This window comes from Sinobaca sp. SA16-1, from assembly GCF_059510515.1.
The window spans coordinates 197,519-223,967 of record NZ_JCAKFL010000001.1 but is presented as its reverse complement, the minus strand read 5'-3'; the positions used below and the strand labels follow the sequence as shown (position 1 = coordinate 223,967).

Here is a 26,449-nt window from a genome sequence, read left to right as displayed (position 1 = left end):
AAAGAGTATGTTTCTCCAAACAGAACGTAAAGGCGGGTAAAAGATGAGACATAATATGTGTTGGATCGTTCCGGTCGCGATTATTGTCGGCGCCAATTTCTTATCTTCTCAAGCCGGCATTAGTCTGGGGTTTCTAATCTGGCCGACCATTGCTTTTGGACTGGCCTATTATTTTTATAAGGGAGGATCGGGCTGGCTTTCCTTATTGTTTATCGGGCTTGCGGTTATTCATCTGGCCCGTCATCTGGAAGGAACATTTTTCGTGTTCGTCATGGCAGTTATACTTGCAGCCGCGGCGGTGGCAGGAGGCATGTTTATTTACTCAAGACGCAATCCGGTTGTTGATATTGACCGGGATCTGCCGGGAGGACGCACGGAAAAAGAAGAAGAACCGGCCGATATTCCACTCTCAGCAGGGATGAAACAAAAAAAGATGCTGCTTGGGGAAATTAAATGGACGAAAATCCCATTCAAACTTCCGCCGACAGCCATTCAGTTTTTCATTGGGGAAGTGACGATTGATCTGTCCAAGGCAGACGTTCAGGAAAAGGATGTGCACCTGCACATCAAAGGAGCCGTCGGCGGGATCAAGATTTTTCTTCCCGACACGTGGGATGCGGATGTTTATACAAAAGTAGGGATAGGTGAAGTAAACATGCTCAAGCAGAAAGAAGGCGGCATGTTTTCCAACTCCCATTTTGAGCACCATACGCCTATGGATCCGGAGCATAAGCTTTATCTTCAGGCCGATATCGGCGTTGGAGAAATTGTTATTAAGAAATCCAGGTGGTAAGACCTTTCTGTTTCGAACAGCCGAAAGGTCCTTTCTTTTGCTGCCCGAAGAAAAGGAGAACTTGGACCGATACTAAACATTCTGAATATATGCTTTAATAGAGAGACGGATAAAAGGAGGGTTTTTCAGATGAAAAAAGCAGGTACTGGTTTGGCAGCCGCTCTTACTGCGGTGGTTCTGGCATGGCCGCAGGCGGCAGAAGCTCAGGAGAACTATGGAGATACGGCAATGGAGCATATGCGCTATTTATCCCAGGATATCGGGGAACGTCTGGCAGGAACAGAAGGTGAACAAGAAGCGAAAGCATACATAGAGACAGCGCTTGAAGACATGGGGTATGAAACCCAAACGGAGGCATTTACATTTACAAGAGACGGCGAAGAGCTTGAATCCGAGAACCTCTCTGTCGTGAAGCCGGGAAAGTTTAAAAAGGAAATTATTGTTGGTGCCCACTACGACACCGTAGCAGATGTAGAAGGCATTGACGATAATGCATCCGGCGTCGGCGTAATGCTTGAAACCGCTGAGCGCCTGGAGGACATAGACGTTCCCTTCACGGTTCGGTTTGTTGCCTTTGGTGCAGAGGAAGGCGGCTTACATGGATCGGAACAGTATGTAGAAAACATGTCCAATAAAGAAAAAAACAATACGCTGGCGATGATTAATCTCGACAGTTTGGTTGCGGGCGATCATATGTATATACATGGAGGCGAAGGAAGAAGCGGATGGTACCGGAATTTTGCCCAGCAGCTGGCTGAAGATGCCGACATTGATATGAAGATCAACCCCGGCCTGAATCCTGAGTACCCGGAAGGCACGACCGGGCTGTGGAGTGATCATGCCCCATTCCAGGAAGCGGGTATGGATATCGGCTATTTCGAAGCAACCAACTGGGAAATCGGGGAACTGGACGGCTATACCCAGACAGAAAAGCATGGCTCGATCTGGCATGAGCCGGAAAAAGACAATCTGGCATTCATCGAATCCGAATTTCCCGGCCGGATGGAAACGAATATTTCCGGATTTTCTGAAGTACTGACCGAATCGTTAACCGAAATGGAGCCACGCACGAAAGCCCACTACCAGCAGTGGAAATAAGACAGCGGCACCAGCAGAGATGCTGGTGTTTTTTTATGCATAAAGAAAAAAGGAATTGTCGAAAAGAAGAGAACGAGGTATGTTTAAAACAAAGGTATTCCGTTGGAAAAAAAGCTGGATGGTATTGTCTGTCTATTGATCGTTTATCAAAAAAAATAAAGAGTGGAGTGCTGCGAAATGCATACGAAACATGTATACCTTTATGTCTTTGACACGATGGCCGACTGGGAATATGGATACGTTACGGCAGAGCTGAACTCGGGACGGTGCTTCAAAAAAGAGGTGGCACCTTTAAAAGTAATCACAGCAGGAGCAGACAAAAAAATGGTTACGACGATGGGGGGCGTGAGCATCCAGCCGGAAATTTCTATGGAGGAATGCTCGACTGCGAAGGAAAGCCTGTTCATTCTGCCCGGAGGAGATACGTGGGGAGAAGGAATTCACGAACCAGTCCTGCAAAAAATCGGGGAAGCGATTCAGAACGAAGCTGTCGTTGCTGCGATCTGCGGGGCGACGGTGGGCCTTGCCCAATCGGGATACCTCGATACGAGAAGGCATACAAGCAATGATCTGGAATATCTTAAAATGGTCTGCCCGGATTATAAAGGGGAACCGTTATACGAAACAGAGCCCGCCGTAACTGCTGGAAATGTCATTACGGCAACAGGAATAGCCCCTTTGGAATTTGCGAGGGAAGTGCTGAAAGCATTGGATGTATTTACACCAGATGCGCTGCATGCGTGGTATCACTTGAATAAAACGCATAAACCTGAATACTACCATCAGTTAATGAATGCGACGAGTTGAATAGGAACACAACCTTTTTTGCATAAAAGACTTAATTTTCCGAATATTGGGAGTATAATGATGATGTAGCATTGTAGAAAAATATAATAGAGAGGTTGGTGTAATGATGAGTAAGACAGCGGTAATCACAGGTTCAGGTCAGGGTATCGGACGGGGCATCGCTCATCGGCTGGCGGGTGACGGATTTAACATCGTTATTAGTGATATTGACGAAAACAAAGCAGAAGATGTTGTTCAGGAAATTCAAAACAATGGCGGCAAGGCCGTGGCAGTTAAAGCGAATGTGACGAGCAAAACGGATATTCATCATCTTGTGCAGCAGAGCGTGCAGAAGTTTGGAAGTGTGGATGTGTTTGTGAATAACGCCGGCATTGACCAGGTCGCGCCTCTATTACATGCAACAGAAGAAGACATTAATACGATTTTCAATGTGAATGTGAATGGAACAATATATGGCATTCAGGAAGCCGCGGAACAAATGAAAAAGCAGGGGGGAGGCAAAATTATTAACGCCTGCAGTATCGCCGGCCACAAAGGATTTGCCCTGCTCGGTGTGTATTCAGCCACTAAATTTGCGGTGCGGGGATTAACCCAGGCCGCGGCCCAGGAACTGGCACCGGAAAAAATTACGGTTAACGCCTACTGCCCTGGCGTGGTCGGTACCTCGATGTGGGAACGGATCGATGCCAGACTGGTAGAAGAAATGGGACTTGCTCACTCCGGGGATGCCTTCAAAAAATTCACAGAAGGCATTGCACTTGGACGGGCCCAGACGCCGGAGGATGTGGCGAACTTCGTATCCTATCTCGCCTCACCGGATTCTGATTATATGACCGGACAGTGCGTGCTCATTGATGGCGGCATTTTGTACAACTAACAGAAAAAAGCGCGGATCGATAGTTAAATCGATCCGCGCTTTTTTTATGACATAGATACATCGTGACATTAAGCTGCTGTCCGGCACGCTTCTGCACAGTCAAAGCAGGCTTTGGCACACTGCTGACAGTGGTCATCATCATGCTTTTCGCATTCTCTGGCGCAGGCTTCGCAGATGGTCGCACAGACAGAAGCCAATTCTTTAACAAATGGGCTTTTTCTTGTAATCGCCTGTTCCAGATAACCACACATATCAGCGGATTCTCTCGCCAGACGGATACATTCGGCCATCATTTTGACGTCGTCCTCCTGCAGGCATTCGCTGAAGCAGTTGTTGGCGGCCGTCATGCTGTCATGCAGTGTGCGGAGCAGATCTTCGTATTTTTCATGAGCCATATCGCATTCACTCCTTTATATCCAGTGTTCTATTGTTACTATTACCGGATAAAAGGAAGATAAAACTACTTTACAATCCCATCGAAAGATACTTGGTTTCTAAATATGGAGCAATCCCTTCGCTGCCGCCTTCACGGCCAAGCCCGCTTTCTTTCATGCCGCCAAATGGCGCTTCCGCAGCTGACGGGGCGCCGTCGTTCCACCCAACAATACCGTAATGAAGGCGCTCGTGCAGATAATGGCCGGTACGGTAGTTTTCCGTGAAAAAGTAAGCCGCAAGACCAAATGGAGTATCGTTGGCCATGTCGATTGCTTCGTCCAGAGTGGAAAAAGACACGATAGGAGCCACGGGTCCGAAGGTTTCCACATGCATAATGTCCATGGAGCGGTCGACGTTGGTGAGTACCGTTGGGTAAACAAAGTAGGTGCCTGCTTCTGCATCTTCCTCGTAGCGGCCCCCTGTAAGCACAGACGCCCCTTTTGCTTTTGCATCTTCAATCTGGCCTTTTACTTTTTCAAATCCCTGGGCGTTAATAAGCGGGCCGATATCGGTTCCTTCTTCGAGTCCGTTTCCAACCTGAAGCGCCTCCGCTTTTGCAGCAAGCTTAGCGGCATACTCTTCGAGCACGTTCTCCTGCACGAAAATACGATTGGCGCAGACGCACGTCTGGCCGGCGTTGCGGAATTTAGAAGCCATCGTATGCTCTACAGCGAGATCGATGTCGGCGTCTTCTGCTACGATCAGCGGCGCGTGTCCGCCAAGCTCCATCGACACATGCTTGACTGTGTCTGCACTGTTTTTAATTAAGAGTTTGCCAACCGGAGTGGAGCCGGTGAAAGTAATCTTTCGGATAAGCGGACTACTCGTAAACACGTCGCCGATCTCCGCATCGTCGCCGTTTACAAACTGAAGCACATCTTCCGGAATACCGGCTTCATGGCCGAGGCGCACAAGCTCCATGGCCGTCAGCGGCGTATTCGGGGCGGGCTTAATAACAAAGGTGCAGCCTGCCGCAAGGGCTGGTGCCGCTTTCCTCGTAATCATAGCTGCCGGGAAGTTCCACGGAGTAATCGCTGCAACCGGGCCGACCGCTTCTTTTGTAACGTATAACCGTTTATTGGCGGCTCCCGGAAGCGTTTTGCCGAACACCCGCCGTGCTTCTTCGGCGTAGTATTCAATATAGTTTGCTGCATATATCACTTCGCCGCGTGCTTCCTTTAACGGCTTTCCGTTTTCCTTCGTAATAAGAGAAGCAAGCATGTCCTGATTTTCCAGAATAAGCTGGTGCCATTTTTTCAACAAACCGGCGCGATGGGAAGCAGCCTGGCGGGACCAGGCAGGGAATGCTTCGTGCAGACGTGTAACAGCCGCTTCCACCTCTTTTTTGGAATGAAGTGGAACGTTTTGGATTGCTTCTCCGGTAGCTGGGTTTTTAATCGTAACAGTCGATGACATACATAACTCCTCCTTCTTCTTTATACCTTTCATTATCCTGTTATTTGGTTGGATAAAAAGAACCAAAATGAAAATATTTATGGTACCAGGAAATAGTATGTCTGGATAAAAATTAACTGTTTTATTGCACTTAGAATAGATATAATTAATTAAGTAAAAGTTAGAAAAAAATGTAAAAAGGGGCGGTGTAATGAGGAAATTTTATTTAATGGCGGGGTTAAGTTTAGTTGGATTAGTAGGGTGTTCTCAAAACGAAGCAGAGAATACTGTAAATAATGCTATGCAGCAAGGGATGGATTATATTGCTATGGAGGAATATGAAAAAGCCGAAGCGGCTTTTGAGATAGCGGCAGATGAAGATTCTCAAGACACTAAAGCTTCTAACATACTTGTAGAGTTAGAATTATTACAGAAATCTTCAAAAGCTATGGAAGAAGAATCCTATGAAGAAGCATTAGAATACGCAGCAGATTTAAAAATATCCGAAGATGGTTCTCAAGCTCTTGTTGAAAAAGGGGGAGAGATTTTTCAACAAGGGGAGTTGGCCCTTGCTTCTGTTAGCGAAGAAGAAATAGAAGAAACGGAAGAAGTTTCAGATGAAGATTCTAACGACATTGAAACGATAGAAGCAGAAGTCCCTAAAGAAGAAATGGATCAAAGCGCCTTAGAATTAGAAGATAGTTCTGAAATTTCAGTGGATGAAACAAACCAAGTAAATGAAAATGATGAGTATGATATTACTACAGATTACTCTCCAGAAGAGGCAATAAAAGATTTAGAAGAATATACAGGCATAGAAGATGGTCAAGATAATGGTGATGTTTATTTAAGCTATGATACGGAACCTGTCTATGATGATTTGGGAATCGGGTGGCGAATATTTATTAGAAGTCAAACAGCAGGGTCAGTAGGTATTTATACTGTAATGTCTAATGGAGAAATTATAGATGAGTGGGAATAATATTTAGAAATAAAAAAGCACCAATAAAATTGAAGAAATAGGCATAGTAGGATTAATATAAAAGGAACCCATAGTATGCTTTACACACTACGGGTCTTTTTTTATGATTTTTTATAGGCCTCCAGATCGGACTGGCGGAGCGAAAATCCCTGGAATCCGAAAGGCGGGCGTGGATCGGTAAACACCCGGCCTTCGTCGGAGCTGGTTTCGTCTACAATTAATTCCCATGTCCGGTTGTTGGATTCAAAGGACACTTCAGCAAGCTGGGGAAAGCGCTCCAGCACGCGCAGGCCGATGTAATAAATCAGGCTCTGGATGCTCGGGGAATTCAATTCGTGAAAGAGCGTGCGGGCAATGCCTGCGACCTGTTCGGAGCTGACATAGCTGTTCAGGTCATCACGGCTGTCTTTATAGATCCAGTTAATATCAAGGTAAATAAAGAGGGGGCGGTCCGTCGTTTCCGGAAGGGTCGTGTATTCGTCTTTAATATATCCCTGAAATGAACTGCCCTTTACTTTAATCAAATGAAGGTCTTTCACGCCGCTCTGCCGGGAAAAAATCGAATAGTCGTTATCTGCGGTGCGCTCTGTTTCAAGCGAAGCGACCGGCAGCTCCCCTTCTTTTTCTTCAAACACGAGCGGACTTTTCCGGAGACCGGATTCATCACCAATGGCAGCTTCAGTAAACAGCTTCTGCACAGCGGATACGACGATACCGTCAATATGGCTGTATGTTTCATAAAAGCGTTCGCTGATATATTCCAGAAACCCTTCCATCGTGGCGCCTTCAAAGCTGCCGGCATGGCGAAGAATAAAGTTTTTCATCGAATCGGTCGCAATCACTTTGGAGTTGTCGCCTTCTGAAAAGGAACTGAAAAAGGCATCTCCTTTTAAAGCGATTTGAATATCCATCGCAAAGATAATGTTACTGCGCCCTTCAAAAGAAGATTCAGGGATCGGCTGGATGTTTTCAAGTGGAGTGGCATAGGTCCGGTAGACAAACACATCTCCCTTTCCGTAATACATCGTGCGGCTTTGTTCGTTTTGATGCTTCACTGCTTCTGTTTTTTTTATTTTCGTTTCCATGTTGTATCCCATCCTTTTTTAAGAATTAAATGCACGGTGGTAAGGGTGCTGGTAATAATTTTCTCAAGCCTAATAAAAAAAGCCGCAGAAAAAGCCTGTAATGAAACTTACAGAGTCTTCGCTGCGGCTTCGGCCTCCCGTCAGGTGCTGCGTCATGACGCAGCACCTGACAGCGGCCAGATTATGTATGAAGCAGAATAACCGTACAGGAGGTGTTCGTGCCCTGATCAAAATCTTTGTAAATAGCTTTTGCCGCCAGGTCAAATTCGCTGACAGAAGTAAAAATGGTAATCCGGCGTTCGGAAATCTCAACTTTCCGGCTCTTTACGCCTTGCTGGTATCATTCTTTATTCATTTCATTGTAGCGGAGGGCCCGTTCTTTTTTGGAAATCTTAAGCACGAGGCTCACCTGCTTTGCTGCAATTCATGGAAGTATCGTATCACGGGGGAAAAAATCGTTCAGCGGAGTTGTAAGATAACGTGACACGTTTTTTAGAAACAATGAAAAAAATCATAAAAAAACAGAAGCTATGTAACACACTCCTGTTTCGTGTGCTTATTTCTCAAAGTAATTCACTGCATTATGAAGCGCCTGATCAGCAAAACGTTCGAGCACTTCATAGGTGACGTAGCCGATGTGAGGCGTAAGAATGACGTTGTCGCAGTCGTGAAAGGCGTGTTCCCGGACAGGTTCTTCCTGAAACACGTCCAGCCCGGCGCCTGATAAATGACGGGTGCGTAGAAGGTGGGCGAGAGCGGTCTCATCTACAAAAGCACCGCGCGATGTATTAATAAAAATAGCACCCTTTTTCATTAACGTCAGCTTTTCTTTGGTTAAGAATCCTTTCCATTCCGGAGCAAGGCGCATGTGAAGGCTGATCACATTGGAAGAGCGTAGAATATCCTCGAGGGACATCTGCTCAATGCCAAGTTCCTTTTCGGAGCCATCTCCGCCGGTAGGACGCCACACTTTAACGTTCATTCCCAATGCCTGGGCAACGCGTGCGGTTTCCCTGCCGATAGCTCCAAAGCCTAGTATCCCAAGCTGCTTGCCATGCAGTTCGGTTCCGGTATGCTGAATCCATTGATTTCGGCCAAACGCTTCCTGATGAGCCGGGAACTGCCTGGCAGCCCCGATCATCATGCCAATCGTTAATTCGACAACGGACGGCCTGGAACCGCCGGGCGTTGTCGCAATATCGATTCCCTTTTTTTCAAGTGCCCTCATATCTATGTGGGCGACACCTTTTCCGGTTTGGGAGATCAACTGCACATCGTGAAGCTGATTAATCACCGCAGCCGCTAGAGGCGTGCGCTCCCTGACAAGAATAATGGCTTTTTTGCCTTCCGCAAGCGAAGGGATCTGTTCCGGTTTGACCGGAATGGTAACAGCCTCCACGTTCCAGCCCTTTTGATGGAGCAGGCGGGCGGCGGGGGAGGAGGAATAAATATTTTCATAATCACCAAGCACGAGAATATTCAAGAAAATCCCTCCTTATTCGGCGGGCCGCAGCCTGTACCGATTCCAATTTAAAAGATAGTTGTATAGTCTTAGATTCCCTTTTTAAACGATCCGTAACCGCAGCCATATTCCATAAAAAGGGAGGGGATATAATTAATTTTCCAAATATGGTATGATGTTCTTAATAAAGTATATGGGGTTCGATATGAGAGGATGCTGACGGGTGATTAATTTATACTCTAAAATCGTTCTGGAAAAGCAGGAGCTGCAAGAGCCCTGGGCGGAAAGCCTGGGAATTGCTGAACGAGCCGTGCGAAACGGCATTACGAGTTTTGTGAATGCTCCGCCTTTTTTCATGCGGGGAAATGGACATCCGACCGGCCTGACGGTGGAAGAGCAGCAGGAGCTGCAAGAGCTTCTGGAAGAAAAAAGCCTGAAGCTGACGGTGCTTTCCGGCCATTGTATCCGTTCGCGCAGACGTATTTCGGAAGAAAAGAAAGAACAGAAGCTTTTGACCGTAAACAAAACGTCGTATGTGTATGTGGATTTAAGCGGGTTTTCGTCTGCTGTTTTTGCAAAAACACTTTTGGACCGGCTGCAGAAAAAGAACTATCGCCCGGTTCTGGTATTTCCTGAATTTGTACCAATGTTCATCAGCAATCCGGGTTTTCTGCATTATTTTGTCAATCGCGGTGCCGTCAGCATTCTATCAGCTGAATCGATCCTGCGCATTCACGGAAGAGATACCCAGCAGCTTGCGATAAAGTTTCTGCAGGGAAACCTTTCCCATGCTCTTTCTTCTTCCCCGCGTTCGGCTCAGGAGCCTTTCCGTTTGAAACAGGCCTATGACCATATGGATCTGGAGTTCGGCACGGACTGGACCGAATTCCTGCAGACGAATGCCGGGCATATTATCGCGGATCAGCCGGTCGTCACGTATGAACCCCAACCTATGTCAAAAAGCAAAAGGCTTTTTCCGTGGGGCAGGGGATAGAATGCCCGCAAGCTTTCTCTATAAAAGAGGAAGCAATATTTTTTTATTTTATGTCATCCGGTTGACATAAAGGAAAACCGGTAATATACTAAGATCAGAAAACGCTTACAAATAGGGAGTGATGAAGTTGAGAGTTTTGGTAGCAGGAATGGTTTCCACTGCTTTACTGCTGTCTGCCTGCGGGAATCAAGCAGAAAGTGATGGGAACGATAATGAAATCAGTCTATGGGTGCAGACATCGAGTGAAAGTCCCGAAGGACAGGCTATGCAGGGATCGGTGGAACAATTTAATGAAAAATTTAAGGGGACGTATACTGCTGATATAGAATTTATCCCACGCGGCGGAGGCGGCGGAGGATACGAAGACAAAGTAAATGCCGCGGTTTCCACTGGAACACTGCCGGATGTACTGACGCTGGATGGGCCAAATACAGCAGCTTATGCAGAAGCGGAAATTATTGCTCCGCTGGATAACTTAATATCCGATAAAGACGATTTGCTGCCCAGTATTGTAGAACAGGGCACATACGACGAGGAGTTGTATGCCGTTGGGTATTCTGAATCCAGCGTGGGCATCTATTACAACAAGGATATGCTCCAAGAAGCGGGTGTTGACCTGGATACGCTGCCTACTGTAGATAATCCGTGGACATGGGATGAATTTATAGAGCTTTCCGATAAACTCAACGCTTATTATGAACGACCTGCTATAGATATGGGACTCAATGATAATAGTGAGTGGTTAATGTACGCCTTTTCCCCATTTATATGGTCGCAGGGAGGCGAAATTGTTTCGGAGGATGGCAGACAGGCAGAAACCGTATTTAATAGTGAAGCCAATCTGAAGGCGATGTCTTTTCTGCAGCATATGCTCAATAACGGTTATACAACCATCTCTCCTGCTGAGAACGGATTTGAAACCGGTCAGTATCCCATGAAAATGAGCGGATCATGGACGATGGAACAGCTGGATACGAACTATCAGGACATAGATTACGATATTATGCCGTATCCTGTTTCACCGGATACTGGTGAATTAGTAACCCCTACCGGCAGCTGGCAGTATGCCATGTCCACGGCAACGCAGAACCAGGAGGGAGCCGGCGAATTAATTGACTTTCTAACCTCCACAGAAGCGGTCGTGGATGTCAGCCTGGCAAACAGTGTGCTGCCATCAAGGTATTCGGCTATTGAAGAAATCGAAGATGAAGTATCGCCGCAGATGAATACCCTGATTGAACAAAATGAAGCTTCTGGAAAAGCGAGACCGGTACTGCCGGAGTATCCGCAGATTACCCGTTCCTTTCAGCAGACCATAAGCGGTCTTCCTTATTACGAAGATCAAGCAGGCCTGCAGGAGCTGCTGGATGAAAAATCACAAGAGATGCAGACTTCATTAGAAAGAAGGGAATAACATGGATCTTACAAAAAAACAGACACGCTTAAAGCGCTGGGAAGGATGGAAATCCAGTTCCCTCGCGTTTCAGGCCCAGCCTTTTTATTTTCTGCTTCCGGCTATTATACTTCTTGGCTTGTTTCTTTTTCTTCCGGCCCTTTTAACTATTTATTATGCGTTTACCGATTACTATTTATTAACGCCCGATCAGCGTCAGTTTGTTGGGTTAAGAAACTTCACACAGATATTCGGGGATCCGGTATTTTTAAGAAGTCTGCAGAACATCACCATTTTTGTTGTAGGCATTATCATTTTTCAAGTAGGAATGTCACTGGGACTTGCCTTACTCATTAACAAGCAGCGAAGAGGAAACATATTTTTAAAAGTAGCCTTTTTCTCTCCTGTTGTAATGTCTCTGGTTGTTATTTCTGTTCTTTGGCTTTATTTGTTAAATCCAACAGATGGATTGGTAAACTCGATGCTGTTATCCGTTGGAATTGATGCTCAGCCATTTTTGACCAGTCCCAACCAGGCTATTTACGCTATTATTCTTGTTTCTGTCTGGCAGGGAGCAGGGTATCAGATGCTTATTTTTCTGGCAGGCCTTCAGAATATTCCGGGTGATGTGTATGAAGCAGCCCGAATAGATGGAGCCGGCAAATGGAAAAGTTTTCTGCATGTAACGATACCCCTGCTGCGTCCTACAACGACTTTGATTGTGTTTACGACCTTGATTGCCGCATTTAAATTGATTATTCAACCGATGATCATGACGCAGGGCGGACCGTTAAATTCAACCATGACGCCGATTTATTATATTTACCAGACGGGCTTTACCGATCGGCTGGTCGGATACTCAAGCGCCATGACCGTAGTGTTTGGACTATTGATTGTAATCGTAACGTTTGTGCAGCGCAGATTTGCAAAGGAGGATTTATAAATGAGGAATGTAAAAAAATTAGTAGAATACATCCTGCTTACGCTGCTGGCATTCTTCTTTATTTTTCCGCTTTTGTGGATGGTGTCTTCTTCCCTGAAATCAGAAGAAAGCATCTATCAGGATTTGAACTCCGTACAGGCGCTTCTGCCGTCTTTTCAGATTACCGAATGGCTGTCGACCTATACGGAGCTGTTCAGCCGATTTGATATTGGCACTTATTTATTTAACAGCGTTTTTTATGCCCTGTTAGTTACGGCAGGAGCGATCGTCGTAAATGCGATGGCAGGATATGCATTTGCTAAATTCCGCTTCCGTGGAAAAAATATCATGTTCAGCCTGCTGCTTGCCATGCTGATTATTCCGGTGGAAACCATTATTATTACCCAGTTTACTATCATCCATAATTTAGGGCTTGTTGATAACCGGCTGGCCGTAATTATTCCCCTGATAGCGAATGCGTTCTTCATCTATCTGTTCCGGAATTTCTTTATCGCGGTCCCGGATTCCGTCATTGAGTCGGCAAAGATGGAAGGCGCCGGCCACTGGACAATCTTTTGGAGAATTATGCTGCCAATGTCCAAGCCGGCAGTAGCTACAGTCGGCACGCTTGCGTTTATTGGAAGCTGGAATGACTATATCTGGCCTTTGATGATTTTAACGGACTCTGATAAATACCCGCTGCAGGTTGCTATAACAAGCATTAACGCGACAGAGCCGGTCTTTATTAATCAAGTAATGGCCATACTTACCATTTCAACAATTCCATTAATTATTGTGTATATCGTAGCGCAGAAATACCTGCTTCAGGGACTAAGCAGTTCCGGATCAGGACAGAAATAATCAAAAATTAAACCAATTAGTTAGGAGCTTCTTACTATGCAGAAAACAACATACAATCACGAGCAGATGCTTAAAAAAGGACAGGCCGCCTTGGAGCAAAATACAGAGCAGTTAAAAAACACGGCGTACCGGCTTGATTATCATTTCATGGCACCGTCAGGCTGGCTGAATGATCCCAACGGCTTGATTCAGCACAAAGGAATGTATCATTTATTTTATCAGCATCATCCGTACAGCGAAGATTGGGGGCCGATGCACTGGGGGCATGCGATCAGTAAAGATCTGATCACATGGCAGCATGAGCCGCTCGCTCTGGCTCCTTCCGAAGCCTATGAGTACGAATCCGGAAAAACGGAAGTCGGCTGTTTCTCAGGAAGTGCTGTAACAAACGGGGAAGAACTGGTATTGATTTATACGGGTCATGTAGAAGGCGGCGAGCCTAAGGAAGTGCAGGCATCCGCCGCATCGTCAGACGGCATTCATTTTACAAAAAATGAACAAAACCCTATTATATCCGGTCCCCCGTCGGAATTATCCGATGATTTCCGGGATCCAAAAGTATGGAAGCATGAAGATACATGGTATATGGTGGTCGGAACGAGTAAAGGGACAAACGGGGCAGCGGCCTTATTTTTTTCAAAAGACTTAGAGGATTGGGACTATGCAGGTACGGTTCTGGAAGGTGATGGGACGCAGGGGGACATGTGGGAATGTCCGGATTTGTTTCCGATCGGGGAGAAACATGCGTTAATTGTTTCCCCAATGAATATGGAGAACGGGAAAAATATCATTATCGTTGGCGAGATGGATTATGCATCGGGCACATTCATACCGGAAACCCAGCAAGAGATAGACGAAGGCATTGATTTTTATGCCGCCCAGACGTTTGCCGATGAGAAAGGAAGACGAATACTTATTGCCTGGATGGATACGTGGGATACCGATTTCCCTACCAAACAGGAAGGGTGGGCAGGGGCGATGACCATTCCAAGAGAAATCACCTTGGACAGCAGGAATCATCCTGTTTTTCTCCCCGTACCGGAGATGAAAGAACTGCGGACGGAACATGAAAGCCATCAAAGCGGAATGCTTAAAGCGGACAGCGTGTGGAATATTAATGCGGATAAAAACCTTACAAACAGCTTCGAGATACAAGCCGATATGAAGTGGAATAAAGCAGAAGGGAAAGGACAGGTTGGATTTAAACTGAGGGCTTCAAGCGAGAATAAAGAGCAGACTTTGGTCTACTATGACATAGAAAAGCAACGGCTCGTGGTGGATACGACGCGGGCAGGAGAAAGCGCTCCTGCTGCCCCTTGTGAAGTAAGTCTGAAGAGAGAAGACAGCCTGTCGCTTCGGATCTTTATCGATACTTCGTCAATTGAAGTGTTTACCGGAGAAGGGGATGCAGTAATAACGAATAGAATTTATCCAAACCCTTCGCATACAGAAGCTGCTCTTTTCACCACGGAGACAGACGTCACTGTGACAACAATGGATACGTGGAAATTGAAAAAAGTTATCGACTAATCTAAACCCCATCAATAAAAATTGATGGGGTTTTATTATACGGTGGATCCTTTATAGTAAGATACCGGATGGCGTGTTTCACTTCTTTCCAAAGGCAGCCGGTCTGTTATCTGCTGCTGAAGCATAGCAACAGCAGACTCGGCAATGGTAGAAATAGGCTGGCAGATGGTGGAAAGGTGAGGGGCGGCGGTGCGTATGGTTTCTGTTCCATCATAGCCGATGATTTTCAGTTTTTCAGGTATGGAAATACCCCTTTTGTAGGCCTCGCGCAGTACGTTAAGCGCTAACAAATCATCGCTTGCAAATATGCCGTCTGCATTAGGATGCTCATCAAGGATTTGACAGATAATGCTGTCCTGCTCCACCTGGTCAAACACACCGGTTATTTCATAAGTAATCGGTGCCAGGCCGCGTTGATTCATCGTATCTTCGTACGCTTTTCTTCTGTAATTTGCAGGAGTCTCCAATTCCCCCGGTCCGTTAATATGTATAATATAGCGGCAGCCGCTCTCCAGAAGTTTCTCTGTAGCAAGTTGTCCTCCCTGGTAATTATCCGAACCAATCACGGGAATGTTTTTAGATAAATAATGGTCGATTGCGACCGTCGGGAGCTGATGCTGGTCGTAATTAAGGATGCCCCGGTTATAGGTGCCGACAATTACGCCATCCACCTGATTGCGGCGCAGCATGTCCCAGTACTTTCTTTCTTTTTCAATGTTATTTAAGCTGTTGCATATAAGCATTTTATAGCCTCTGTTGGAACAGTGATTTTCAATTTCTGCGGTGATTTCCCCGAAAAAAGGGTTCTTGGTAGTAGGAACGATTAAACCAATAATGTTGGTTTTTTTATTATAAAGCGAACGCGCCAGATCATTTGGTATGTAATTGATATCTGTCATAGCCTGATATACTTTGTTTTTTGTGTTCTCGCTGATATAGCCCCTGTTATTTAGGACACGGGACACAGTAGTGGGAGAGACACCGGCAGCCTTGGCCACATCTTCTATTTTAGGTTTCATCGAAAGCCCCCTTAATGCTGTGGTAACGTACATTTGTAATAGGATGCAAAAAATAAAATACGAGACGGCGGCTTTAGTAGACCGGCCTCCGCCTGTATAAAGGGTGGGGATATATTTATCTTTTCTCTTGTATTTCCGCGTCCAGAATCAGTTCGGCTATTTCTTCACAGCTGCGGATGAATTCCCGTCCTGTGTAATAAGAAAGGCCGAAACCGGCTGTCATACTGCCGACGATAGGAACGACTTTTGTAATGTTGGTTACGCGGCGCTGGCCTTTAAATTTGGCCATATATTCCAGCACCATCTGCTCGCTGATGTCGTTTTCAGATGACAGAGCGGCAATCTGGTCGAAGTCTTCCACTTCTTCCTGGTCTTCCTGCATCATCTTCTGCAGCCGTTCTTCCGTCAGGCCGAACTGGTCCGACACCGTTTCTATCATTTCGGTGACAACGTCCACATCCACGGCTGTATCGAGCACATCTTCGTATTCCGCCCCTTTGCCGGCGGCGAGGAACGAATACTTAAACACAAGCCGGTGGGCCGCTTTGGATTTGCGCTTTAAAAAAGATTCGGAGTAGGCTTTTGCATTGCGGTAAAAGATGTCCTGCTTTTTAGCATCGAGCCGTTCGGTTACAGCGTCATGAAGTTTACCGATGCCAAGCTTCGTCTTCGAGCTCGTGAATACAAGCCGGCTGTCGCGTCCGAACACGTCATAAATTAAATGACGGCGGATTTCCCGTTTCAGCTCGCGCCGGCTTTTGTAAGGATCATACAAATTGTCGCTTTTCGTGCGCACAAAAATAACCTGGATGCCGTATTCTTTGGCTTTCTTAAAAAATGCTTCATCATCCCGGTTCAGCTTTGTCTCAAAGCAGCAGAGAAGCACATCAAAAGACTCAATGTCATAGTTGACCCAGTAGTCATCGACCGTATGCTCTTCGACCAGGCCTCCGTATCCGGGCAGATCGACAAACAGCATCGTATCGTCTTCGCCCCAAATATGAGTCGTTACGTTCGTGCCGGGCGTAGTCTTTGTGTCCGTTTTTCGTTCGCCGATCATTGCATTCATCAGCGCGGACTTTCCGCTGCCGGGCGAACCAAAAAAGCCGATTTTCAGCGACGTGCTGAGTTCTGATTCCACCCGCTCGGCAATAACCTCCACCGGTGTATCCTCTTCTACCTGCAGCTCCTGAAACAGCTGCTCTAATTCCTTATCCCATTGATTTCTTCGTTTCACACCCACCATCCATAACCCCCTTGTTCTCTTTCCCTATGATGGCTTACGTTCTTTTTTTATGAATTTCTGCTTCAAGAATTTCAGAAGCAATTTCCCGGCAGCCTTCAATGGCTTCCCGGCCTGTGTAATACGTTAATCCGAATCCCAGTCCGGCTCCGCCTACAATTGGTACGAGCTTGGAGAAGTTTTTTGTGGCTTCTTTTGCGGCGTTTTTCGAAAGCCAGCTTGTCATGATTTTCTGGTTGGAGCCTTTTGCCATAAAGCGGATCAGCTGTTCATACATTCTTAGCTTGTCTTCCTGTTCAGAAGTAAGCTGGCGCAGGCGTCTTTCGGTGATGCCGAACTGGCGACCGATCTGGTTGGTCATGCGCATAACGGCAGGAATATCAATGGCTGCTCCTAAGAATGGAACCGGTACTGCACTGCTTCCGGCGGATATAAAGGAATAATACATCACAACCCGGTGGGCGGCTTTTGCTTTTTCCTCCAGAAACAAATCCGAATAGGCTCTGGCATTACGGTAGTACTTCGCTTTTTTGTCGGTGTCCAGGTGATCGATAATGGCGAAATTCAGCTTATCAATCCCAAGTTTCGTACGGGCGCTCGTAAAGACAAGCACGCTGTCACTGCCGAACACGTCATAAATCAGGTGCTGGCGGATTTCCCGCTTGAGCTCGCGTTTGCTTTTCTCTTCATCATGAAGGGTATCTGTTTTCGTGCGGACAAAGATAACCTGAATGCCTTCAGCGATTGCTTCTTTAAAAAAGTTCTCGTCGTCCTTATTGAGCTTCGTTTCAAAGCAGCAGAGGAGGGCATCAAAGGAGTCAATGTCAAAGTTATCCCAGTATTCGCTGACCGTATGATCCTCGTCGAGGCCGCCGTAACCGGGAAGGTCCACAAACATAATCGAGTCATTTTCGCCCCACGTATGGGTGGTAACATTCGTGCCGGGTGTTACGCCGGTATCGGTTTTCTGTTCACCGATCAGTGTGTCCATCAGCGCGGATTTTCCGCAGCCGGGTGAGCCGAAAAAGCCGATCTTAAGCGGACTGTTTAAATCAGCCTCCAGCTTTTGGGCAATTACATCCACAGCTACAGAGCTGTTGGTTTCCACCGATTTCAAGTAATGATCGAGTTCCTTGTTCCAACGTCTTTCGACTTTATTTTTAGCCATAAGAACCTCCCGAAGTCTAGTGTTGTCGATTTATTTTCAAGCCTGCAGTCAGGCAGGATCATAAAGAGACATATTAAATCAAATTTTCCCTAAAGCGGAGCGGCTTAAACCTGTCTAGAAAAAGAGCTGTTCCTTAATCGGCTATAACACCGGGAACAGCTCTTTACCTATTATTATATCATTACTTTGCACATATCATTGGTAAAGGCGACAGGATCTTCGACGGAAAGCCCTTCAATAAGAAGCGCCTGGTTGTATAGAAGGTTGGTATAAAGCGCCAGTTTTTCTTTATCCTGCGTGTAGGCATCTTTTAAAGACTGGTACACGTCATGATTGATGTTGATCTCGAGTACTTTGTCTGCCTGCACCTGCTGGTTATAGTCCGGCATCTGCTGCAGGATCTTTTCCATTTCAATTGAAACGTCACCATCGGCAGACAGGCAGACGGGGTGGGTCTTCAAGCGTTTGGAAGCCCGCACGTCTTTTACTTTGCCGGAGAGGAGGTTTTTAATTTCTGTGAACAGTTCTTCGTTCTCTTTTTCTTCGGATTCTTCTTTTTCTTTTTCTTCCTCGGATTCAATGCCAAGATCTCCGGCAGCTACTGATTTAAATTCTTTGTCTTCGTAGCTTGTGAGCGTCTTAATGGCAAATTCATCAATGTCCTCTGTAAAGTAGAGAATCTCGTAGCCTTTGTCGAGAACCATTTCTGTCTGCGGAAGTTTTTCAATACGGTTGTAGGATTCACCCGTCGCATAATAAATATACTTCTGTTCTTCCGGCATTCTTTCTACATATTCAGCTAATGTAACGAGCTTTTTCTCTTTAGAAGAGTGGAACAGCAGAAGGTCTTTTAAATCGTCTTTGTTTGCGCCGAAATCCATTTGAATGCCGAATTTAAGCTGGCGGCCGAACGCCTGGAAGAACGTTTCGTACTTGTCCCGGTCTTCTTTAAGCAGCGTTTTCAGCTGGGTTTTGATTTTGTTTTTGATGTTTTTGGCAATCAGCTTCAGCTGTCTGTCGTGCTGGAGCATTTCTCTGGAAATATTTAAGGAAAGATCCTCTGAATCCACAATTCCCTTCACAAAGCCAAAGTAGTCGGGAAGCAGGTCTCCGCATTTTTCCATAATGAGTACACCGTTGGAATAAAGCTCCAGGCCTTTTTCGTATTCTTTCGTGTAGTAATCAAACGGCGTATTTTCCGGCAGGAAAAGAATCGCCTGGTAGCGGACGGCGCCGTCTACACTCAGATGAATATGGGTTAGCGGTTTGTCAAAACCGTAGTGCTTTTCCTGATAAAACGCTTCATAGTCTGCGTCGGTCAGCTCATTTTTATTTTTTCTCCAGATTGGAATCATGCTGTTAACAATCTGTTCTTCCTGTACTTCTTCTGTTTCTTCTTCATTGTCTGCTTTTGGCTGGTGGACGGACACATCCATTTTAATTGGATAGCGGATGTAGTCGGAGTATTTCTTCACAATGGATTTAAGCTTGTGCTCATCCAAGTACTCATCGTAGTTCTCATCTTCTGTGTTTTCGCGCAGCTTAATGATCACTTCTGAACCGACGGTGTCTTTTTCAGCAGGTTCAATCGTATAGCCGTCCGCTCCGTTGGACTCCCATTTAAAAGCCTGGCTGCTGTCGGCTGATTTCGTATAGACTGTTACGTGTTCAGCGGCCATGAAAGCAGAGTAGAAGCCTACACCGAACTGGCCGATAATGTCATGACCGTCTTTAATTTCATTTTCTTTCTTAAACGCATGCGAGCCGCTTTTGGCAATCGTGCCGAGGTTGGCCTCGAGCTCTTCTTCGGTCATGCCGATACCGGTGTCTGTAATAGTCAGCTCACGCTTTTCCTGATCGGTGCTGAGTTTAATGTAGTAATCATCCTGATTAAACGTCAGGGAATCATCGGTAAGGGCACGGTAGTACATTTTATCAATGGCGTCACTTGCGTTGGAAATCAATTCACGGATAAAAATTTCTTTCTGTGAATAAATGGAATTAATCATCATTTCCAATAAACGCTTCGATTCGGCCTGAAATGGTTTAGTAGTCATAAATTATCGTCACCTCGTCTGTATATTTGGCACTCCTCGTGTTCGAGTGCTAAAAAGTCTCCTCTTATATTGTACATGTCATGGAAAACGTGTCAACATGCCTTTTTTAAAATTAGGCAGCTGTTAATTTATTGATTTTTCTGACATTTATATTGAAATTAATTGGATAAAGGTTACAATAGGAACATAAAGGAACTATAAAGATCTTTTTATGAAAGAAGTGATGATATGAATCTATATAAAGTAGCAGTCATAGCTCCGCATGATATTATCGCTGACTGCATGGAAGTGACTGAAACTTTTCCGCTGTTGGAACTACTTCCGTATGCCTATGAAAAGGAAGAAGAAATTTCCAGGATAGTACAATCGGTAGATAGGGATGCCGCTGCCGTCCTATTTGGAGGATTGGTTCCTTTTCATAAAATAAAAGAAAGAATGCGTTTGACGGATAAGCCGGCATTTTTCCTGCCGTTTACAGGAGCAGGATTATTTAAAGCACTGTATTCCTTAAAAAACGTAAATATAAATAACATTAGCATCGACACGATGAATAAAAAACCAATAATAGAAACCCTTGTGGAAATTGGGGTGGAAGAAGCGCCGGTTCATCTTCTGGAGTTTGAAAGCTCCATGAGTGTCAGCGGTATCGTATCGTTTCATAAAGAGTTATTTGAAAAAGGAAAAACGCACTATGCACTGACAAGTCTCGGAGAGTGCTATGAAGCGTTGACTCAAATGAATGTGCCGGTAAGAAGAATCAAGCCGTCCAAATCAGTTATAAGGGAAACACTTGAAAAAATAGAATTATCCTGTGAAAGAGAGCCTTCAGATACCTTTCAGGCAGCAGCCTGCAGTATTTCTTTAAAAGGCTACAGCGAATGGACCGTTAATAAACATGTAATAGAAGCAAAGGAATACGAACTTGAACTGGAAAAATTAATGTATGCCGCTGCAGACAAGGTAAAAGGCTACCACGTCCGTCGATCCCCGGAAGAAATTATATTATTGACGACACTCCGACATACGGAAAAAAAGAAATTTATTCATGAAATAGATGCACTAAAAAAAAGAATAGAAGCCCTTCGTCCTGTTCCTATTCATGTTGGTGTCGGATTTGCACTTACGCTTCAAGAAGCTGCGCTCGAAGCCAGAGAAACAGCAGGAAAGCCATTCATAAAAGAGTTTTCTTATCTGAAACAAATAGAAAAAAAGCCAATGCAGGCGGACTTCCGTGAGCTCGCTGATAAAGTGGGCATCAGTATGCTCACGCTTAGTAAAGTTTATGAACTATCCAAGATATATCAAGGCAGGTTTACCGCCAATCAACTGGCAGAGGGGATAGGTATCACCGTAAAAAGTGCCCAACGGATTTTAAGACAGCTCGAAAAAGCAGATTTAGTGGATGTTACTGGAAAAGAATCACACAATACGAAAGGAAAACACCGGCGTGTGTATGGTTTAAGTAAACAGTTTGATAACCATTCATAAAGGAGGCAGAAGAAGTGAGAATAGTCATTGGACAGTTATCTCATGAAACAAATACTTTTTTGGAAGAAAGGACGGACCTGTCTTTTTTTGAGGTGGGAGAGTGGGAAATAAAAGAGACCCTGCTGACCAATCACACAGGAGTTCAAGATTACCTTGGAGGAATGATAGAGAGCGCAGCAGAAGAAAACATAGAAATTCTGCCTGCCTTATCTGCTTTGGCTTCTCCTTCCGGCCTGATTAAAAAAGATACATATGCGTATATTAAAAAAGTATTTTTGCAACAGTGCCTTCAGTATTCCAATGTAGACGCGTATTGCCTGGCTCTTCACGGGGCCGGGGTAGTGGAAGGTATTGATGACCTCGAAGGAGATCTATTAAAAACGCTTAGAAAAGAAATAGGCAGGTCCATACCGGTTGTTGTGACGTTGGATTTACACGCCAACGTTACAGAAAAAATGGCTGAACATGCAGATATTTTATTATCAATAAAAGAATATCCGCATATTGATACTTTTACGACTGGAAAAAAAGCGCTGCAGCTTGCTTCGCAAGTAGTACAAAAAAAGATTAAGCCGATCATGCATATCGAAAAACTGCCTCTGCTTCTTCCTACATTTACTACGATGAATGAGCCTGCTAAAGAACTCGTTCTAACATGCAGAAAACTGGAGCAGCGTGCCGGCGTACTGGACTGTTCCTTCATTCATGGCTTTCCTTATGCAGATGTAAAAAGTGCGGGTGTTACTGTTATTTGTATTACCGATGCTGACAGTTTTCTAGCAGAAGAAACAGCCTTAACAGCTGCGTCAGCCATCTGGCAGGTGAGAGAACAGTTTTTTCTACCTTTTCTTTCCCCAAAAGAAGGAGTGGAAGCTGCTGCTGCCAGCAGGGAATCGCCTGTCATTATTAACGAAACCTCAGACAACCCGGGTGCAGGTACACCGGGTGATGGTACTTTTTTATTAAAAGAGATGCTGGAAAAAGATATAAAGAACAGCTGCTTTGGCGTTATAAATGATCCTGAAGTAGTGCAGCTTGCTCATGCAGCGGGAGTTGGAGAATATATCGAATGCTTGATTGGAGCAAAAATAGATAATAAGCACGGACATCCTCTTTCTATTAAAGGCTATGTAAAATCGTTAACCGATGGGAAGTTCATTCAAGCTTCCACAATGTGGAAAGGTATGAAAAGAAACATCGGAAAAACCGCAAGACTGCAAATAGGAAATGTAGACCTTATTGTATGTTCCCGAAGAGCCCAGGTATTTGATGACCAGATTTTTTTGCTGCATGGAATTGATGTTTCTGCCTGCAAAGCAGCAGGCCTGAAATCCAGTCATCATTTCAGGGATTACTACAGTAAACTGGGTGGCTCTATCATTACTGTAGACTCTCCAGGACTCAGCACAAATGATTTATTGTCGTTTTCTTATCAACATATTCGTCCCTCTATGTATCCTTTTGAAGAAACAGCAGAGTACAGTGCCACTTCAACTAATTTGTAAAGGAGGAAAAGGAATATGGGTGAAGCATTAATTAGTCCTGATGATTATTGGGTGTTGTGGGGATTTTTAGCTATATGGGCTGCAGTAAGTATTTATTTAGAACAAACGTATCAATGGGCCTCCAAGATTTCGGGAGCCATTATCGCCCTGCTGGGAGCGATGATTCTTACGAATATCAATGTACTTCCCGTAGAATCTCCTGTATATGATGCTGTATGGTCTTACATTGTGCCGCTGGCAATTCCACTTTTATTGTTTCAAGTTAACTTGAAAAAAATATGGAAAGAAAGCAGCCGGATCCTTTTCATTTTCCTGATCAGTTCTATTGGAACAGTAGCGGGTACTACACTAGCATTCTTTGCATTAAAAGATGTCATCCCGGAACTCGATAAAATCGGTGCTATCATTACAGGTTCTTATATTGGGGGCGGAGTAAACTTCGCTGCAATGGCTGCTAAATTCGAGACACCCGGAGAGTTGGTTTCCGCTACAGTAGTCGCCGATAACTTAATGATGGCAAGCTACTTCTTCGTTCTTATTGCTATACCGGCGATTGGATTTTTTAGAAAGAATTACCGGACTCCTTATATAGAAGAAGTGGAAAAAGAAGCGCAAAATGCAAAAGGGAAAACGATTTCGGAAAGCTTTTGGGCAAGAAAAAACATTTCACTTAAAGACATTGCATTATCTATAGGAACGGCATTTCTGCTGGTCGTTGTGTCTTTTAAATTAGCGGAATGGTTCGCTTCAATTATTCCTTCTGGAGAAAACGTATTTTGGCTTTATGCGGTACTCGGTGGATTACTCGGAGACAGTTATTTAATGTTAACTACAATCACTATTGCAGCGGTTTCGTTGTTCCCCCGGAAATTTGAAGCAATGAATGGCAGTCAGGAGTTTGGCACCTATTTTATCTATATATTTTTCGTCGTCATCGGCATTCCTGCTTCTTTACCAATTATTTTTCAAAATGCTCCGCTGTTACTAGTATTTGTAGCTATTGTCGTGATTATTAATATGCTTATTTCCTTTACTTTAGGAAGGTTTTTCAATTTCAGCCTGGAAGAAATCATTCTCGCAACAAATGCTAATGTAGGTGGACCTACTACAGCAGCTGCAATGGCGATAGCGAGAGGATGGAAAGATTTAATTGTTCCGATTCTGCTGATAGGTACGCTTGGTTATATTATTGGGAATTATATAGCGACAGCGATGGGATTGTGGTTCTCTACTTTATTATAAAACGCAGTAAAGATATCATTTTTACAAATTAGGTCGGCACAGCCGCCTTTTTTGTTTATACTGGGCTAAAAGAAAAGGAGGCAGTGACATGAGAAAAGATCCGCTGGCTTCAGCCTATTTGTCTTCGAAAAGTCGAATGAATGCAATGATCGGTGCGGTATTTCTAATGGCCACTTCTGCGATAGGCCCGGGATTTCTAACACAGACGGCCGTTTTTACTGAGCAGCTGCTGGCAAACTTCGCCTTCGTAATCCTTGTGTCGATTATTTTGGATATCGGCGCCCAAATCAATATCTGGCGCATTATCGCCGTTGCGAAAATGAGAGGGCAGGACATAGCAAACGCGGTTTTCCCGGGGCTCGGCTACGTAGTGGCGTTTTTTATTATTTTAGGGGGCCTTGCCTTTAATATAGGAAATGTAGGAGGGGGCGGGCTCGGCGCCAATGCCCTGCTTGGCGTGGATCCGACAATTGGTGCCATTTTGACCGGTATTATCTGCATTGTGATTTTTCTATTAAAAGAAGCCCATGCGGCAATGGATCAGATTGTCCGTTATTTAGGTATTGTTATGATCGGATTTACCGCCTACATTATGATTGTCAGTAACCCGCCTTACGCGGAAGCGGCCTTTCGTACGGTCGCTCCGCTTGAAGTGGACTTTCTGATTATTATTACGATCGTAGGCGGTACGGTAGGCGGATATATTACGTTTGCCGGCGGTCATCGTCTGTTGGAAGCAGGCATTACCGGCAGAGAGAATTTAACATATGTCACAAGAACGGCGGTCTCGGGAATTATTGTTGCTTCTGTTATGCGGACCCTCCTGTTTCTTGCTATCCTGGGAGTAGTAGCCGCTGGATATTCGTTGAATGCGGACAACCCGACGGCCTCGGCCTTTCAAATAGCAGCGGGCGACATCGGCTACCGGATTTTCGGACTCGTGCTCTGGTGCGCAGGAATTACGTCTGTCATTGGGGCGGCGTTTACGTCGGTGTCATTTTTAACTACGTTTCACAAAAGCGTGGAACGGTATAAAAACTACTGGACGGTAGCTTTTATTGTGTTATCAACGACCATTCTGGCCATTATAGGAGAGCCGGTGATGCTGCTCGTCCTGGCAGGCGCGGTAAACGGGCTGATTCTGCCATTGACGCTCGGTTCGATTCTGCTCGCTGCTCACCGTGTCAGTATTGTTAAAGACTACAAGCATCCGATCTGGATGACCATATTCGGGGCGGTCGTTGTAGGTTTAACGGCGTATCTCGGTATTTATACAATGATAAATATGCTTCCACAGTTGTTTTAGAGGAGGAACACGATGGCGTACCACATTGATTTGAACTGTGATTTAGGAGAAAGCTTTGGAACCTATGTATTAGGGAATGACGAAGAAGTGTTAAGAGAAATTACTTCTGCCAATATTGCCTGCGGGTATCATGCAGGAGACCACCGGGTAATGGCGCAGACGGTAAAACGGGCGAAAGCCGCCGGTGTTTCTGTAGGGGCGCATCCGGGGTTTCAGGATCTGCAGGGGTTTGGACGCAGAGAAATCCAGACGACGCCGGAAGACGTCTATCAGTTGATAGTGTACCAGGTCAGTGCACTCCAGGGCTTCTGCCGGATCGGAGGAACATCCGTGCAGCACGTGAAGCCGCACGGCGCATTGTATAATATGGCAGGGAGAGATCCGGTGCTGGCTGAAGCAGTAGCCGCAGCGGTTCGTGACGTGGATAAAAATATTATTCTGTTTGGTCTTTTCGGCAGCGAACTGTTGGCCGCAGGCGAAAAACAGGGGCTGCGTGTCGCAAAAGAAGCCTTTGCGGACCGGACCTACCAGGCGGATGGCTCTTTGACCCCGCGCGGACGGGACGATGCCTCCATTCATGACGTAGCGGAAGCGGTCCGTCACGTAGAACAGATGATTCTGGAAAAAACCTGCACTGCCGTGGATGGCACGATTATCCCAATGGAAGTGGATACACTCTGCGTTCACGGAGACAACCCGCAGGCACTCAGCTTTACCAGATCGATGCGGCAGATGCTGCTGGAAGAAGGCATTCAAATTCGTTCTTTCTCTTAAAAAAACAAGGCTG

At 45.4% G+C, this 26,449-nt stretch carries 24 protein-coding genes; 16 read left to right on the top strand and 8 right to left on the bottom strand.

All coding sequences use genetic code 11. From position 1 onward, the window contains the following. Positions 1-43: 43 nt before the first annotated feature. The 4 genes from AC5W2J_RS01040 (at position 44) to AC5W2J_RS01025 (ending at position 3,575) form a co-directional block, all read left to right on the top strand. Entirely contained in the window at positions 44-793 is a 750-nt protein-coding gene (locus AC5W2J_RS01040) for a LiaF domain-containing protein (RefSeq protein ID WP_496057624.1), read from the top strand. Positions 794-922: 129 nt separating this feature from the next. Continuing rightward, the gene (locus tag AC5W2J_RS01035) at positions 923-1,891 is read left to right on the top strand and encodes a M28 family peptidase (protein WP_496057623.1); all 969 of its coding nucleotides are present in this window, start codon (positions 923-925) and stop codon (positions 1,889-1,891) included. Positions 1,892-2,068: 177 nt separating this feature from the next. After that, positions 2,069-2,698 carry a type 1 glutamine amidotransferase family protein gene (locus AC5W2J_RS01030; protein WP_496057622.1) on the top strand — a complete coding sequence of 210 codons (630 nt, stop codon included), beginning with the start codon at positions 2,069-2,071 and terminating at the stop codon, positions 2,696-2,698. A 106-nt stretch (positions 2,699-2,804) separates the two neighbouring features. Continuing rightward, entirely contained in the window at positions 2,805-3,575 is a 771-nt protein-coding gene (locus AC5W2J_RS01025; RefSeq protein WP_496058209.1) for an acetoin reductase, read from the top strand. Between the two features lie 68 nt (positions 3,576-3,643). Here AC5W2J_RS01025 and AC5W2J_RS01020 read toward each other — a convergent pair whose 3' ends face one another. Both AC5W2J_RS01020 and AC5W2J_RS01015 read right to left on the bottom strand, forming a co-directional pair. After that, positions 3,644-3,970, bottom strand: coding sequence for a four-helix bundle copper-binding protein (locus AC5W2J_RS01020; protein WP_496057621.1), 327 nt, complete (start codon positions 3,968-3,970; stop codon positions 3,644-3,646). Positions 3,971-4,040: 70 nt separating this feature from the next. Next, a complete protein-coding gene (locus AC5W2J_RS01015) occupies positions 4,041-5,426 on the bottom strand; it encodes an NAD-dependent succinate-semialdehyde dehydrogenase (protein ID WP_496057620.1) in 1,386 nt (461 codons plus the stop codon). Positions 5,427-5,616: 190 nt separating this feature from the next. On the opposite strand from AC5W2J_RS01015, the gene AC5W2J_RS01010 reads away from it, so the two are divergent. After that, positions 5,617-6,387, top strand: a complete 771-nt coding sequence (locus tag AC5W2J_RS01010) for a hypothetical protein (protein WP_496057619.1) — start codon at positions 5,617-5,619, stop codon at positions 6,385-6,387. 101 nt (positions 6,388-6,488) lie between these two features. Here the strand turns inward: AC5W2J_RS01010 and pucL are convergent, their stop codons facing one another. Further along, positions 6,489-7,472, bottom strand: a complete 984-nt coding sequence (gene pucL, locus AC5W2J_RS01005; protein ID WP_496057618.1) for a factor-independent urate hydroxylase — start codon at positions 7,470-7,472, stop codon at positions 6,489-6,491. 45 nt (positions 7,473-7,517) lie between these two features. Here pucL and AC5W2J_RS01000 point away from each other — a divergent pair, with 45 nt between their 5' ends. Continuing rightward, on the top strand, positions 7,518-7,673 hold the full coding sequence (locus tag AC5W2J_RS01000; protein WP_496057617.1) for a hypothetical protein: 156 nt from the start codon (positions 7,518-7,520) through the stop codon (positions 7,671-7,673). Between the two features lie 355 nt (positions 7,674-8,028). Here AC5W2J_RS01000 and AC5W2J_RS00995 read toward each other — a convergent pair whose 3' ends face one another. Continuing rightward, positions 8,029-8,955, bottom strand: coding sequence for an NAD(P)-dependent oxidoreductase (locus AC5W2J_RS00995; protein ID WP_496057616.1), 927 nt, complete (start codon positions 8,953-8,955; stop codon positions 8,029-8,031). Between the two features lie 202 nt (positions 8,956-9,157). Between AC5W2J_RS00995 and AC5W2J_RS00990 the strand changes: the two genes are divergently transcribed. From AC5W2J_RS00990 to AC5W2J_RS00970, 5 genes are all read left to right on the top strand, one after another. Further along, positions 9,158-9,928, top strand: coding sequence for a CpsB/CapC family capsule biosynthesis tyrosine phosphatase (locus AC5W2J_RS00990; RefSeq protein WP_496057615.1), 771 nt, complete (start codon positions 9,158-9,160; stop codon positions 9,926-9,928). A gap of 121 nt (positions 9,929-10,049) precedes the next feature. Continuing rightward, positions 10,050-11,342 (top strand): ABC transporter substrate-binding protein, encoded by a 1,293-nt coding sequence (locus AC5W2J_RS00985; RefSeq protein ID WP_496057614.1) that lies wholly within the window; start codon positions 10,050-10,052, stop codon positions 11,340-11,342. Position 11,343: 1 nt separating this feature from the next. Continuing rightward, complete coding sequence (locus tag AC5W2J_RS00980) at positions 11,344-12,264, top strand: carbohydrate ABC transporter permease (RefSeq protein WP_496057613.1); 921 nt, start codon at positions 11,344-11,346, stop codon at positions 12,262-12,264. Continuing rightward, positions 12,265-13,104 (top strand): carbohydrate ABC transporter permease, encoded by an 840-nt coding sequence (locus AC5W2J_RS00975; protein WP_496057612.1) that lies wholly within the window; start codon positions 12,265-12,267, stop codon positions 13,102-13,104. A 36-nt stretch (positions 13,105-13,140) separates the two neighbouring features. Continuing rightward, positions 13,141-14,634, top strand: coding sequence for a glycoside hydrolase family 32 protein (locus AC5W2J_RS00970; RefSeq protein WP_496057611.1), 1,494 nt, complete (start codon positions 13,141-13,143; stop codon positions 14,632-14,634). A 35-nt stretch (positions 14,635-14,669) separates the two neighbouring features. Here the strand turns inward: AC5W2J_RS00970 and AC5W2J_RS00965 are convergent, their stop codons facing one another. The 4 genes from AC5W2J_RS00965 to htpG form a co-directional block, all read right to left on the bottom strand. Beyond that, positions 14,670-15,653, bottom strand: a complete 984-nt coding sequence (locus AC5W2J_RS00965) for a LacI family DNA-binding transcriptional regulator (RefSeq protein ID WP_496057610.1) — start codon at positions 15,651-15,653, stop codon at positions 14,670-14,672. 115 nt (positions 15,654-15,768) lie between these two features. Beyond that, complete coding sequence (locus tag AC5W2J_RS00960) at positions 15,769-16,899, bottom strand: GTPase (RefSeq protein ID WP_496057609.1); 1,131 nt, start codon at positions 16,897-16,899, stop codon at positions 15,769-15,771. Positions 16,900-16,933: 34 nt separating this feature from the next. Then, entirely contained in the window at positions 16,934-18,064 is a 1,131-nt protein-coding gene (locus tag AC5W2J_RS00955; RefSeq protein ID WP_496057608.1) for a GTPase, read from the bottom strand. Between the two features lie 173 nt (positions 18,065-18,237). Further along, the gene (gene htpG, locus AC5W2J_RS00950) at positions 18,238-20,121 is read right to left on the bottom strand and encodes a molecular chaperone HtpG (protein ID WP_496057607.1); all 1,884 of its coding nucleotides are present in this window, start codon (positions 20,119-20,121) and stop codon (positions 18,238-18,240) included. Positions 20,122-20,349: 228 nt separating this feature from the next. Here htpG and AC5W2J_RS00945 point away from each other — a divergent pair, with 228 nt between their 5' ends. The 5 genes from AC5W2J_RS00945 (at position 20,350) to AC5W2J_RS00925 (ending at position 26,436) form a co-directional block, all read left to right on the top strand. Beyond that, on the top strand, positions 20,350-21,609 hold the full coding sequence (locus AC5W2J_RS00945) for an ArsR/SmtB family transcription factor (protein ID WP_496057606.1): 1,260 nt from the start codon (positions 20,350-20,352) through the stop codon (positions 21,607-21,609). A 14-nt stretch (positions 21,610-21,623) separates the two neighbouring features. Further along, complete coding sequence (locus tag AC5W2J_RS00940; protein WP_496057605.1) at positions 21,624-23,114, top strand: M81 family metallopeptidase; 1,491 nt, start codon at positions 21,624-21,626, stop codon at positions 23,112-23,114. Between the two features lie 15 nt (positions 23,115-23,129). Further along, on the top strand, positions 23,130-24,356 hold the full coding sequence (locus tag AC5W2J_RS00935; protein WP_496057604.1) for a DUF819 family protein: 1,227 nt from the start codon (positions 23,130-23,132) through the stop codon (positions 24,354-24,356). Positions 24,357-24,444: 88 nt separating this feature from the next. Then, the gene (locus AC5W2J_RS00930) at positions 24,445-25,662 is read left to right on the top strand and encodes an NRAMP family divalent metal transporter (RefSeq protein WP_496057603.1); all 1,218 of its coding nucleotides are present in this window, start codon (positions 24,445-24,447) and stop codon (positions 25,660-25,662) included. Positions 25,663-25,674: 12 nt separating this feature from the next. Beyond that, on the top strand, positions 25,675-26,436 hold the full coding sequence (locus AC5W2J_RS00925; protein ID WP_496057602.1) for a LamB/YcsF family protein: 762 nt from the start codon (positions 25,675-25,677) through the stop codon (positions 26,434-26,436). Positions 26,437-26,449: the final 13 nt, after the last annotated feature.